Source organism: Polaribacter sp. 2405UD43-2, from assembly GCF_058147125.1.
This window is the reverse complement of the sequence record NZ_JBYVJX010000004.1, coordinates 304,704-317,550: the sequence shown is the minus strand read 5'-3', so window position 1 is coordinate 317,550 and position 12,847 is coordinate 304,704. Positions and strand designations below refer to the sequence as shown.

General features: G+C 29.2%; 14 protein-coding genes and 2 tRNA genes. 9 read left to right on the top strand and 7 right to left on the bottom strand.

The features are described from left to right. The first annotated feature begins 149 nt into the window (after positions 1-149). Positions 150-1,178, top strand: a complete 1,029-nt coding sequence (porQ, locus tag ACY2RX_RS08050; RefSeq protein WP_490103453.1) for a type IX secretion system protein PorQ — start codon at positions 150-152, stop codon at positions 1,176-1,178. A 1-nt stretch (position 1,179) separates the two neighbouring features. Then, a complete protein-coding gene (gene cmk, locus ACY2RX_RS08045; protein WP_490103452.1) occupies positions 1,180-1,872 on the top strand; it encodes a (d)CMP kinase in 693 nt (230 codons plus the stop codon). Positions 1,873-1,979: 107 nt separating this feature from the next. On the opposite strand, the gene ACY2RX_RS08040 is transcribed toward cmk, so the two are convergent. Further along, a complete protein-coding gene (locus ACY2RX_RS08040; protein ID WP_490103451.1) occupies positions 1,980-2,609 on the bottom strand; it encodes a 7-carboxy-7-deazaguanine synthase QueE in 630 nt (209 codons plus the stop codon). Between the two features lie 247 nt (positions 2,610-2,856). Between ACY2RX_RS08040 and rpsA the strand changes: the two genes are divergently transcribed. Continuing rightward, entirely contained in the window at positions 2,857-4,701 is a 1,845-nt protein-coding gene (gene rpsA / locus ACY2RX_RS08035; protein WP_490103450.1) for a 30S ribosomal protein S1, read from the top strand. 358 nt (positions 4,702-5,059) lie between these two features. After that, positions 5,060-6,451: a phosphoglucosamine mutase gene (gene glmM, locus ACY2RX_RS08030; protein ID WP_490103449.1), complete on the top strand. Its 1,392-nt coding sequence runs from the start codon at positions 5,060-5,062 to the stop codon at positions 6,449-6,451. A 50-nt stretch (positions 6,452-6,501) separates the two neighbouring features. Here the strand turns inward: glmM and ACY2RX_RS08025 are convergent, their stop codons facing one another. Beyond that, a complete protein-coding gene (locus ACY2RX_RS08025; protein ID WP_490103448.1) occupies positions 6,502-7,425 on the bottom strand; it encodes a lysophospholipid acyltransferase family protein in 924 nt (307 codons plus the stop codon). Between the two features lie 25 nt (positions 7,426-7,450). Further along, positions 7,451-8,371, bottom strand: a complete 921-nt coding sequence (locus ACY2RX_RS08020) for a lysophospholipid acyltransferase family protein (RefSeq protein WP_490103447.1) — start codon at positions 8,369-8,371, stop codon at positions 7,451-7,453. An 84-nt stretch (positions 8,372-8,455) separates the two neighbouring features. Between ACY2RX_RS08020 and ACY2RX_RS08015 the strand changes: the two genes are divergently transcribed. Then, positions 8,456-9,112 carry a rhomboid family intramembrane serine protease gene (locus ACY2RX_RS08015; protein ID WP_490103446.1) on the top strand — a complete coding sequence of 219 codons (657 nt, stop codon included), beginning with the start codon at positions 8,456-8,458 and terminating at the stop codon, positions 9,110-9,112. Between the two features lie 39 nt (positions 9,113-9,151). On the opposite strand, the gene ACY2RX_RS08010 is transcribed toward ACY2RX_RS08015, so the two are convergent. Continuing rightward, positions 9,152-9,224 (bottom strand) — tRNA-Gly (locus ACY2RX_RS08010). Positions 9,225-9,286: 62 nt separating this feature from the next. Then, positions 9,287-9,733 carry a GNAT family N-acetyltransferase gene (locus tag ACY2RX_RS08005; protein WP_490103445.1) on the bottom strand — a complete coding sequence of 149 codons (447 nt, stop codon included), beginning with the start codon at positions 9,731-9,733 and terminating at the stop codon, positions 9,287-9,289. A gap of 68 nt (positions 9,734-9,801) precedes the next feature. Here ACY2RX_RS08005 and ACY2RX_RS08000 point away from each other — a divergent pair, with 68 nt between their 5' ends. Further along, positions 9,802-10,518 carry an MBL fold metallo-hydrolase gene (locus tag ACY2RX_RS08000; protein ID WP_490103444.1) on the top strand — a complete coding sequence of 239 codons (717 nt, stop codon included), beginning with the start codon at positions 9,802-9,804 and terminating at the stop codon, positions 10,516-10,518. After that, on the top strand, positions 10,512-10,676 hold the full coding sequence (locus ACY2RX_RS07995; protein ID WP_490103443.1) for a hypothetical protein: 165 nt from the start codon (positions 10,512-10,514) through the stop codon (positions 10,674-10,676). The genes ACY2RX_RS08000 and ACY2RX_RS07995 overlap by 7 nt, the downstream gene beginning before the upstream one ends. Before the next feature lie 35 nt (positions 10,677-10,711). Here the strand turns inward: ACY2RX_RS07995 and ACY2RX_RS07990 are convergent. Next, positions 10,712-10,785, bottom strand: a tRNA-Met gene (locus ACY2RX_RS07990). A gap of 110 nt (positions 10,786-10,895) precedes the next feature. On the opposite strand from ACY2RX_RS07990, the gene ACY2RX_RS07985 reads away from it, so the two are divergent. Then, complete coding sequence (locus tag ACY2RX_RS07985) at positions 10,896-11,279, top strand: START-like domain-containing protein (RefSeq protein WP_490103442.1); 384 nt, start codon at positions 10,896-10,898, stop codon at positions 11,277-11,279. A gap of 100 nt (positions 11,280-11,379) precedes the next feature. Continuing rightward, positions 11,380-12,213 carry an aminotransferase class IV gene (locus tag ACY2RX_RS07980; protein ID WP_490103441.1) on the top strand — a complete coding sequence of 278 codons (834 nt, stop codon included), beginning with the start codon at positions 11,380-11,382 and terminating at the stop codon, positions 12,211-12,213. Here the strand turns inward: ACY2RX_RS07980 and ACY2RX_RS07975 are convergent. Continuing rightward, on the bottom strand, positions 12,210-12,758 hold the full coding sequence (locus tag ACY2RX_RS07975) for a YqgE/AlgH family protein (RefSeq protein WP_490103440.1): 549 nt from the start codon (positions 12,756-12,758) through the stop codon (positions 12,210-12,212). The two genes, ACY2RX_RS07980 and ACY2RX_RS07975, sit on opposite strands and share 4 nt — an antisense overlap. Positions 12,759-12,847: the final 89 nt, after the last annotated feature.

Below are 12,847 nucleotides of genomic sequence, written 5' to 3'. Positions count from 1 at the left end.
TAGGTCGCCGCCTTTCTTTTTTCTGAAACATCTTCAGAAACTTAAACCTCATATCAATCGATATGAGGTTTTTTTATACTTTTTATTGAAGGTTTTGAAATATATTGGAGTATTTTCGTTATTGAATTATAATTGATTGTTTATTTATAATGTATCATAAAAAATTTCTAATAATTTTTTGTTTATTTTCTTTTTTCACTATTAAAGGACAAATTGGTGGTGAAGATGTATATCAATTTTTGAACTTATCTACTTCTGCTAGGCAGATAGCTTTAGGAGGAGAAGTTTTGACTTTCATTGATGATGTTAATCAACCTATATGGAATCCTGCTGTAATTAGTGGAGAAATTGATAATAAACTCTCTGCAAACTATACAAGTTATTTAGCGGGTATCAATATTGGTTCTTTGTCGTATGCAAAAACAATTTCAAGAAGATTTGGAACAATTCATGGAAGTATAAAATATCTTAATTATGGAACTTTAATTGGTGCTGATGAAAAAGGAAATGAAACAGGAAAGTTTAATGCAAGTGACATAGCATTGTCTACAGGTTATGCTTTTAAACTTCCTTGGAGAAACTTACATTTTGGAGCAAATATTAGACTCATTAATTCTAATATTTCAAATTATAGTTCAATTGGTGTTTCTACAGATTTTGCAATTTTATATAACAATCCTTATAAACCTTTTACAATTACTTTGGTTGCTAGAAATTTAGGAACTCAAGTAAAATCATTTAACGGAAAAAGAGAAAGACTGCCTTTTAAATTGGCTTTGGGAGGATCATATCAGTTAGAACACGTGCCTTTAAAGTGGTATGCAACTATAGATAATTTACAAAAATGGAATATTTCTGTAGCGAATCCATCAGAAAGAACTACTGATTTAGAAGGCAATATTACAGAAGAAAATGTTGGGTTTTTAGCAAATACTTTGCGTCATTTTGTAATTGGAGCAGAACTGTTTCCTAAAAGTGCAATTAATATTAGATTAGGATATAATTTTAGAAGAGCCGCCGAATTAAAATTGCAAAATGCTAGAACATTTAGCGGAATTTCTTTTGGATTTGGAATTAAAATGAATAAATTTAAATTAAATTATGCGTATTCTAAATTTCACTCTGCAACAAATGCGAGTACTTTTAGTTTACTAATAGATTTAGATAGAAGAAGATAGAATGAATAAAAATATTATTATTGCCATAGATGGATTTTCATCAACAGGAAAAAGTACCATCGCAAAATTACTAGCAAAAAAATATAATTATATTTATGTAGATACAGGAGCTATGTACAGGGCAGTTACTTTATTTGCTAAGCAAAATAATTTTGTAGGAAAAGACTTTTTAAATAAAAAAGAACTTATTTCTAATTTGAAAAAAATAGCGCTTTCTTTTCAGTTTAATAATAAACTTGGTTTTGCTGAAATGTTTTTAAATGGAAATAATGTAGAAAAAGAAATAAGAACTTTAGAAGTTTCTCAATTAGTTAGTAAAGTTTCTACAATTTCAGAAGTAAGAAAGAAACTAGTTGCAGAACAACAAAAAATGGGTAAAAATAGCGGAATTGTTATGGATGGTAGAGATATTGGCACTGTTGTTTTTCCTGATGCAGAATTAAAATTATTTATGACAGCTTCTGCTGATAAAAGAGCAAAAAGGCGTTATAAAGAATTAATTGATAGAGGTGATGATGTAAATTTTGATGACATCCTTTTTAATGTTCAAGAACGTGATAGAATAGATTCTACAAGAAAAGATTCTCCTTTAATAAAGGCTGATGATGCCATTCTTTTTGACAATTCTGATATGGGAATTAAAGAACAGTTTGAGCGAATTTGCTCTTTAGTTGACAGTAAATTAAAGGATTAACTAAAAATTATTAAATAGTCTTAGCCCTGATTGGAGCATTTGTTTGAGCTCTTTTTGAGGAACGAAAAAAAGCGAGTGCGGAAAGCAGGAAATAGCTTCTAAAAAAATTAAGGAATATTCAAATATTTATGTGTTTGTAAAGATATTTTCCATTTCGGATTTTTCATTACATACGCTACAATTTGTTCGGTCATTTTTTCTTTTTTACTCCATTCTGGTTGTAAAAAAAGTTGACATTTCTTACCAACTTTTGCAGCTTCTTGTTCAGCAAAAATAAAGTCACTTTGATTGTGAATAATCATTTTTAACTCATCTGCTTCTCTATAATTTTCTTTTAAAGGTAATTTTGTTTTCTTGGGTGATAAACAAAACCAATCCCATTTTCCAGAAAAAGAATACGCTCCAGAAGTTTCTATATGTGTTTTAATATGATTTTCTTGAAGGTTTTTAGTAATATAATCCATAGACCACATTAAAGGTTCGCCACCAGTAATAACAACAGTATTGGCATATTTTTTTACATTTTTTACAATGGTATCTGCCAAAGTTGGCGGATGCAAATTTGCGTCCCAACTTTCTTTAACATCGCACCAATGGCACCCCACATCGCAACCACCAACTCTTATAAAATAAGCTGCGGTTCCTGTATGAGAACCTTCGCCTTGTATCGTATAAAATTCTTCCATTAACGGAAGCATAATCCCTTTATCAACTAAATCTTTTGTTTTTTTATCCATCGTCATTAAAATCAACCCAAAAGGGGTTTTAAAAATGCAAAGGTAGTTTTTTGAGTATCAAGAATAAAAAGAATAATTAATTTAATTCTAATTGGCTAAAAATCAAATGATTTTTGTAAATTTGCACTCCTTTTTACGATAACAGATTTAGAAAAGGAATTAAAGATAGAAATTTATAAAAACAACTCTTTGCGTTTAACTCGTTAAAAATCTGTAAAACAATAAGATACAAAATTATTTTAGACAAATGTCTGAAGAAACAAAAAAAACTGAAGAGCAAGTAGTTGCTACTGAAGTACAAGAAACTGCAACTGCAGAAGTTACAGAAACTGTTGAAGAAACAGTAAATCCAGAACAATTTTTAGCTGATTTTAACTGGCACAGATACGAAGAAGGTATTGATGAAGTTGATGAACAAAAACTAGTTGAATTCGAAAAAGCGTTAGAAGGAACTGTAGGTTTTGTAAACGAGCGTGATGTAATTGAAGGAACTGTAATCAGAATTACGGATAGAGATGCAATTATCGATATTAACTCTAAATCTGAAGGAGTTATTTCTTTAAACGAATTCCGTTACAATCCAGGTTTAGCTGTTGGAGATAAAGTAGAAGTATTAGTTGATAAAAGAGAAGATTCTTCTGGTCAGTTAGTATTATCGCATAAAAAAGCAAGAGTAATTAAAGCTTGGGAACGTGTAAATAATGCTCACGAAACTGGCGAAGTTGTTAACGGTTTTGTTAAATGTAGAACTAGAGGTGGTATGATTGTAGATGTTTTCGGAATCGAAGCATTTTTACCAGGTTCTCAAATTGATGTAAAACCAATTAGAGATTACGATCAATATGTTGAGAAAACAATGGAATTTAAAGTGGTGAAAATCAACCACGAATTTAAAAATGTTGTGGTTTCTCACAAAGCACTTATTGAAGCTGATATTGAATTACAGAAAAAAGAAATTATTGGTCAACTAGAAAAAGGACAAGTATTAGAAGGTGTTGTAAAAAACATTACTTCTTATGGTGTATTTGTTGATTTAGGTGGCGTTGATGGTTTAGTACATATCACAGATTTATCTTGGTCTAGAATTAATCATCCAAACGAAGTGGTAGAATTAGATCAAAAATTAAATGTTGTAATTTTAGACTTTGATGATAACAAATCTAGAATTCAATTAGGATTAAAGCAATTATCTGCGCATCCATGGGAAGCTTTAAGTGCTGACTTAAAAGTGGGTGATAAAGTAACTGGTGAAGTAGTTGTTTTAGCAGATTATGGAGCATTCGTAGAAGTAGAACAAGGAGTAGAAGGATTAATTCACGTTTCTGAAATGTCTTGGTCAACACACTTACGTTCTGCACAAGACTTTGTAAAAGTTGGAGATAAAGTAGAAGCTCAAATTTTAACTTTAGATAGAGAAGACCGTAAAATGTCTTTAGGTATCAAACAATTACACCCAGATCCTTGGACAGATATTACCACTAAATATCCAGTAGGCTCAACTCATACAGGTACTGTAAGAAATTATACAAACTTTGGTGTGTTTGTAGAGTTAGAAGAAGGTATAGATGGTTTAGTGTATATCTCAGATTTATCTTGGACTAAGAAAGTAAAACATCCATCAGATTTTGTAACTGTTGGTCAAAAATTAGAAGTTCAGGTATTAGAATTAGATGTAGAGAATAGAAAGTTAAACTTAGGTCACAAGCAAACTCAAGAAAATCCTTGGGATGAGCACGAAACTACGTTTGCAATCGGTTCTAAACACCAAGGAACAATTAAAGAAAAGAACGATAAAGGCGCAACTGTAACTTTACCTGGTGGAGTAGAAGGTTTTGCACCAACAAGATTCTTAGACAAAGAAGATGGTTCTAAATTAGGTAAAGGAGACACCGCAGAATTTGTAGTTTTAGAATTTTCTAAAGAATACAGAAGAGTAGTTGTTTCTCATACATCTATCTTTAGAGAGCAAGAAAAAAGAAATGTAAAAGCTGCTGTTAAAAAGGCTGCTGAAGCAGAAAAAACTACCTTAGGAGACATTGGTGGTCTTGCAGATTTAAAAAAGAAAATGGAAGCTGGTAACAAAAAGAAATAATAATTTTCTACCAGAAATCTAAATATCTTAAAGCCGTTGCAATTTGTAACGGCTTTTTCTTGTTCTAAATTTATTTTAGAATTTCTTATATTTATTTTTTTAATTCTCTAAAAAACCAATCTTTAGTTATCAACACTAAACACTAAACACTAAACACTAAATGCTGAGTACTCTTTTTTTTTGCGTTCCCTAAAGGTCGGGCTTTACGTTGCAATCTTTTTTATCATTCTTCAAAAAAAGGATTTCCACTACAATCCCTAACGCACTTTTTTAATAACAGATTTCTAAACCAAAAAATAATATTTGTTTATTAATTTTACGCTTCAATAAATTATATTTGCACTTTAATAAAACTACAATGACATTAATAAAATCAATATCAGGAATTAGAGGAACCATTGGCGGTAAAACTTCCGATAATTTAACCCCAATAGATGCTGTAAAATTTGCATCCGCTTACGGAGCTTTTATCAAAGAAAGAAATAACAACAAAAAAGAAATTAAGGTTGTAATAGGTAGAGATGCCCGTATTTCTGGTAAAATGATTTCTAGTTTAGTAGCCAATACTTTGGTGGGTTTAGGAATAGATGTTGTAGATTTAGGCTTGTCAACTACACCAACAGTAGAAGTTGCAGTTCCTTTAGAAAATGCAGATGGAGGTATCATTTTAACAGCTTCTCACAATCCAAAACAATGGAATGCTTTAAAGTTATTAAACGAAAAAGGAGAGTTTTTAAATGGAGCTGAAGGTGTAAAAATTTTAGAATTAGCAGAAAGTGAAGATTTCGAATTTTCTGAAGTAGATGATTTAGGAACCTATTCTAAAGATAAATCGTATGTAGAAAAACACATCAACGAAGTTTTAAATTTAGAATTGGTAGATACAGAAGCAATTAAAAAAGCAAACTTTAAAGTGGTTGTAGATGGTGTAAATTCTACTGGAGGGATTTTTATTCCAGCTTTATTAAAAGAATTAGGTGTAGAGTGTGTTGAATTGTATTGCACTCCAAATGGGCAATTTCCTCACAATCCAGAACCTTTAAAAGAACACTTAACAGATATATCAGAATTAGTAGTAAAAGAAAAAGCAGATTTTGGTATTGTTGTAGACCCAGATGTAGATAGATTGGCAATTGTTTCTGAAGACGGTTCTATGTTCGGTGAAGAATATACTTTAGTGGCTTGTGCAGATTATGTTTTAGGTAGATTAGGTGGTGGAAATACTGTTTCTAACTTATCATCTTCTAGAGCATTAAGAGACATCACCCAAAAACACGGAGGCAACTATACAGCATCAGCAGTAGGAGAAGTAAATGTGGTAATTAAAATGAAAGAAACCAATACTGTAATTGGCGGTGAAGGAAATGGCGGAATCATTTATCCTGCTTCTCATTATGGACGTGATTCTTTGGTGGGTGTTGCCTTATTTTTATCGCATTTAGCACATAAAAAAATGTCTTGTAAAGAACTAAGAGATTCTTATCCAAGTTATTTTATGAGTAAAAATAAGATTCAATTAACACCAGAAATTGATGTTGATAAGATTTTAGAAACAATGGCATCAACCTATAAAAACGAAGATGTAAATACGATTGATGGCGTAAAAATTGATTTTGCAGAACAGTGGATTCACTTAAGAAAATCGAATACAGAACCAATTATCAGAATTTATACAGAGGCAAAATCGCAACAAGCTGCAGACGCTTTAGCGATTAGATTTATTGATGAAATTAAGGAGATTATTAAGTAGTCTTTACTAATATATAATTAAGAAAAAGACCTAAATTGTATTAACACAATTTAGCTCTTTTTCTTTTGTTGTTTAGCATTATTCATTTTTTGCCATTCTTCAAAACGATCTTTGTGTTTAAATCTTTTATGAGACCACAAATAAAGCTCTGGTTGTTTTTTTATATTATCTTCTGTAATTGTTAAATATTTTTCAGTGATTTCGTAATTCTCAAAATCTTTAGGTGATTCTGTAATGAGTTCAAATTCAGTTTCATAATAACCTCTTTTAATTTTTTTTGTACTATAATTAATCATCACTAAATTAAATTTTTTGGATATCATTTCTGCACCAGTATGAACAGGAACTTTTACACCAAAAAAGTTCGTCCAATAAAAAGTTTTTTCAACTAATGGAGATTGATCACTTAAAAGAATATATGCTCCTTGCACCTTATTTTTAAAGTTACTTAACATTTTTGTTATGGTATCAGAAGTTCTCATTCCTACAACACCAAACTTCTCTCTATTATCTTTTAAGGCTTTTTCATAAGTTTCATTTCTTAATTTATTATAAGCCCCAAAAACGGTTATATTTAAAACAAGAGGTAAACTAATAGACCATTCCCAATTTGCCAAATGTGCACCAACTAAAGCAATACTTCTGCCTTCTTTTGCGTATTTATTTACCAATTCTGGGTTTTTATATTGATAACGTTTTAACACCTCTTTTTTAGAAATAGAAAGCGATTTTAAACTTTCAATAAAAATATCTGTTAAATGATTATAGAATTTTTTTGCAATAATTTTACGTTCTTTTTCTGTTTTTTCAGGAAAAGCATACAATAAGTTTTGGTTGATGACTTCTTTTCTATATCCAAAAATATAATACAAAAGAAAGAAGAAAAAATCTGATAGAACATACAAAATTCGCATTGGTAATAAAGATAAAAACCAAAGTATTGGATAGGTAATATAAAAAACAAAGCGTTGCATATTGTTATGTATTTTTAATTTAAAATTACTTTTTTATTTTCGATTTAGAAATTTTTAGTTGTTTCCAATCATCAAATTTATCTTTATGTTTAAATCTTTTGTGAGACCACAAGTAGTATTCAGGCTGATTTCTAATACCCTCTTGTGTAAATTCAATATATCTATCTGTAATTTCAAAATCGTTAAGTTTTTTTGGGTTTTCAGTGATAGTTTTAAATTCAGTTTCGTAATAACCTCTTTTTATTTTTTTTGTTTCCCAATAAACAACAGCTAAATCAAATCTTTTAGAAAGTGCTTCAGCACCTGTGTAAATTGGTACATTAATGTCAAAAAAGTTTGTCCAGTAAGTAGCCTTGTGCCATTGTGGAGATTGATCACTCAGTAATAAGTAGGCACCTTGAGTTTTTTTAGAATAATCTTGATAAATTGCTTTTACTGTTTTAGACGATTCATAACAGTCAAAACCAAAACGTTCTCTAGAATCTTTTACAACTTTGTCAAAATATTTGTTTCCTAAACTTTTATATGCGCCATTTATTTTGCAATGTAAAACCAAAGGAAAAGAAGCTAACCACTCCCAATTTGCCTGATGAGAACCTACTAAAGCAATACTTTTTCCTTTCTTTATAATATCATTTACCAACTCAGGGTTTTTGTATTTGTATCGCTTTAAGATTTCTTTTTTACTTATTGATAAACCTTTTACTGTTTCAATAAATGTATCTGTAAAATGTTTAAAAAATTGTTTAGAAATTTCCTTTTTTTCTTTTGCTGATTTTTCAGGAAAAGCTAAATTTAAATTATCTAAAACTACTTTTTTTCGATATCGAAAAACATAATAAATCAATAAATAAAGAAAATCAGATTTTATATATAAAATTCTCATCGGAAGTCTAGAGAGCAACCAAATAAAAGGATAAGTAATTGCAAAAATTACAAAGTTCATAAACTACTTATTGTAAGTTGCAAATATCTGTATTTAATTTCAAAAATAAATAGTAAAGACAAAGAGATTTGTTATGTTTGTTAAATGATGAATACTATAAATGAAGCAGTTTTATTAATTATAATAGCCAATGTTTTGGTTTCTATGAAAGGGTTTAAAGATTATTCTTTTTTAGATAAATATAAGTTTCAAGTAAGTAGAATTTTAGGTGGCGAAAAAATAAGAACACTTACTTCTGGTTTTTTACACGTAGATTGGATGCATCTTGGGTTTAATATGTATGCGTTGTATTTATTTGGAGATATTGTGGCAAGAATTTTAGGGACACCAGATTTTTTAATCATCTATTTTGCTAGCTTACTTTTTGGAAGTTTATATTCATTACAATACCATAAAAACGAACCTTATTATAGTGCTGTTGGTGCTTCTGGTGCAGTTTCTGGCATTGTGTATTCTTCAATACTTTTATATCCAGGAATGGAATTATATTTGTTTTTTATTCCAATTCCTATTCCAGGTTATATTTTTGGAGTTGGCTATTTATTATATTCTATTTATGGGATGAAAAAGCAATTGGGCAACATTGGTCATTCTGCGCATTTAGGTGGAGCAATTGGTGGTTTTGCAACGACCTTATTATTACATCCTTCTCTATTTTCTACAAATAAAATCTTGGTTATTTCGCTTGGAATTCCAATTGTACTTTTGCTGTTTTTTGGTGATAAATTAAAGAAATTATAAAATAAAAAAAACCGAAATTTTTAAGTTTCGGTTTTTTTGAGCGAAAGACCAGGTTCGAACTGGCGACATTCAGCTTGGAAGGCTGACGCTCTACCAACTGAGCTACTTTCGCGTGGTAAAGAGCTACAAATATAAAATGATTTTTGAGTTCTACAACAATTTTATCAGTAAAAATTAATAAAATTTTTTGTCATCACGCAATACTTTTAAGAAATGAAAACCGTAAATAGTATACCCTTTATTATAGTAGAATTTATGCGATTTTGGGTTGTTTACATAAGCATTTAATTCAATGGCTTCACAACCTTTATTTTTAACGTGATTATCAATCCAGTTAAAGAATTGTTTACCAAGGTTTTTACCTCTTAAAGTTTCATCAATAATTACATGGTCTGGCTCTACAGTTTTGCCAATATAATGTCTGGTAGAATACCAAAGTCCAGAAATTCCTGCTAGTTTATCATCAACATACAAACCTACACACTCATAATTAGCAATTTTAGAAATTTCTATAACTCTTTCTTTTAATAATTCTAAAGGTGTTTTAGCGTTTAATTTGGTTAATAACGGAATGATTGTTAGTATTTTTTCTGTTTCAATAATTTGTATGTGTACTTTCATAAAAAAGTTTTTATAAATATATTGTTTGTATATTTCATCAATAAATACAAATATCAAAATAATTAATCATGAAACATATAAAAATTTTTAGCATTCTCTTTTTTATTACGACTACTGTATTTAGTCAAAAAAAAGAGGTAAAAATAGTAACCACAAAACTTTCTGACCAAATTTATATGTTAGAAGGTAGGGGAGGAAATATTGCTTTATTTGTTGGTAAAGATGCTGTTTTTATGATTGATGATCAGTTTGCACCACTAACTCCAAAAATTTTAGAGGCTATTAAAAAAATTACTCCAAAACCAGTTAATTATTTATTAAATACGCATTGGCATGGAGATCATACAGGAGGAAATGAGAATATGCAAAAAGAAGGAGCTTTAATTTTAGCGCATAAAAATGTTAGAAAAAGAATGAGTGTAGATCAAATAATTAGAGGAAGAACCAAAAAAGCTTCACCAAAAGAAGCACTACCTGTAATTACTTTTACTAACGATATGATGATGCATATTAATAATGACGCTGTTTTTATTTCTCATATTCATAAAGCGCATACAGATGGAGATGCTTTGGTTTATTTTACAAATAATAATGTTTTACATACTGGCGATGCTTATTTTCAAGGAAAGTTTCCTTATATAGATTTAGATTCTGGTGGAAGTATTGATGGGTATATAGCAGGAATTCAAAAAATGATTTTATTAGCAAACGATACCACTAAAATTTTACCAGGTCATGGAAAAGTTTCTAATAAAAAAGAACTGATAGCTTATAAAAAATGCTAGTTGATTTAAAATCAAGAGTTCAGAGAGAAATTGATTTAAGTAAAACCTTAGAAGAAGTAAAAAATAATACAGAAATAACGAAAGATTATACAACTTTTAATGGCTGGATAACAGAAGAAAAAATAAGAATTGCTATTTATAAGAGTTTAAAAAAATAAAAAAATCTCAAACTTTTTTTGTTTGAGATTTTTAGTAGCGAGGAGCAGATTTGAACTGCCGACCTCAGGGTTATGAATCCTGCGCTCTAACCAACTGAGCTACCTCGCCATTAGGTTTTGAGGCTGCAAATATAATTGATTTTTTAAGATTACCAAGATGTGTTTTTAATTTTTTTTAAATAGAATTAATACCTATATTGTCAGTCCAAGTAAAAAAAAATGGATAAAGTAAAATACGAACTAGAAATACCTATTCACGCATCGCCAAATATGCTATATCAGTATATTTCCTCTCCTTCTAATTTGCAAGAATGGTTTGCAGATAAAGTAAATTCTAGAGGTAAAGTTTTTAGCTTTATTTGGGAAGGAGAAGAAGAAAAAGCAGAATTGCTTACTAAAAAACCAGATGAAAAAGTTCGTTTTAAATGGTTAGAAAGCAAAGATGATGATAGCTTTTTTGAAATAAGAATACAAGTTGATGCACTAACCAAAGATGTTTCTTTAATTGTTACCGATTTTGCTGATGATGAAGATGAAGTAGAAGAAGCAAAACAATTATGGGAAAATCAAATAGAAGAATTAAAACATACAATAGGTGCTTAATTTTAGTTTTCATAAAAATATAAACTCAACATTTTGTTGAGTTTTTTTATACCCAAATCTTTTTAATTATAGTAATTTTGCAACTCTAAAATTTTAAAGTATGATTAATTTTAATGGCAATTTATTACAACCAGAAAACATAAAAATTTCTTTAGAAAACAGAGCTTTTAAATATGGTGATGGTATTTTTGAAACCATTAAAATCATCAATAATAAAGTTGTTTTTTGGGAAGACCATTATTTTAGATTAATGGCTTCTATGAGAATGTTGCGTATGAAAATTCCGATGAAATTTACCTTAGAATTTTTAGAAAAAGAAATCCTTAAAACAGCAGCAGTTCAAGAAAAATTTACTTCTTATAGAGTTCGTTTAAATATTTTTAGAAAAGAAGGTGGTTTATACATTCCAAAAACAAACGAAATAGATTATACTATAGAAGTAAAAGAAAACACATACCAAACAAAAGAAATCTACAGATTAGATTTGTATAAAGATTTTTATAATTATTCCGGGCTTTTATCAACCTTAAAAACCAACAACAGAATGTTGAATACATTAGCAAGTATTTTTGCTGATGAAAATGATATAGATAATTGTGTGCTATTAAATGAAAGAAAAGGTGTTGTAGAAGTTACTAATGGTAATATTTTTATTGTAAAAGGCAATGTTGTAAAAACACCTGCTTTAACTGAAGGGTGTATAAAAGGAATCGTTAGAAAAAAAATAATTGAAATCTTAACAAGAAATAAAGAGTTTATTCTTCAAGAAACTTCTATTTCTCCTTTCGAAATTCAAAAGGCGGATGAAGTTTTTATTACAAATGCAATAGTTGGCGTGCAACCAGTTACAAATTATAAAAAGAAAGCTTTTAAAGTAGATTTTAGCAAGAAGTTAGCCAGTAACTTAAATATATTACAAATTGCAGGTATTTAATTTAGATTAAAATCACTTGGTGCATTTGCCCAAAGTTTATAATCTCCACCTTTTTGTAGTAATTTGTTTTTCCATAGATTTTCTTCATCCATAGATAAAATATTTTCAAAATCATTTTCTCCTACAAACCAAGAATTCTGATTCATTTCATCATCTAACTGATCTTTGCTCCAACCAGAATAACCTAAAAAAAAGCGAATTTCTGTGGTAGATATTTCATTTTTGTTGAGCAAATCTCTTAAAGAATCAAAATTACCGCCCCAATAAATCCCTTTTTCGACTTCAATACTGTCAGGAATTAATTCCGGAACTCTATGCACAAAATATAAATTATCTTGTTCTACAGGACCTCCTTGATAAATTGGAAAAGCACAATCTAATTCAGGTAATAAATCATTAACCGTATAATTTAAAGGTCTATTTAAAATAAAACCAACAGAATTATTAGCAGTATGCTCAGTTAATAAAATAATAGTTCTGTTAAAAGAGCTGTCATTTAAAATAGTGGGTTCTGCAATTAATAATTTTCCTTTATGCGGTTTCAATGTTAGGGTTTTAATGTTTCTTAAATATAGAAAAAATTAACTAAATAAAAAAAAACTCTCTAAAAAGAGAGTTTTTAATATACTTTAAA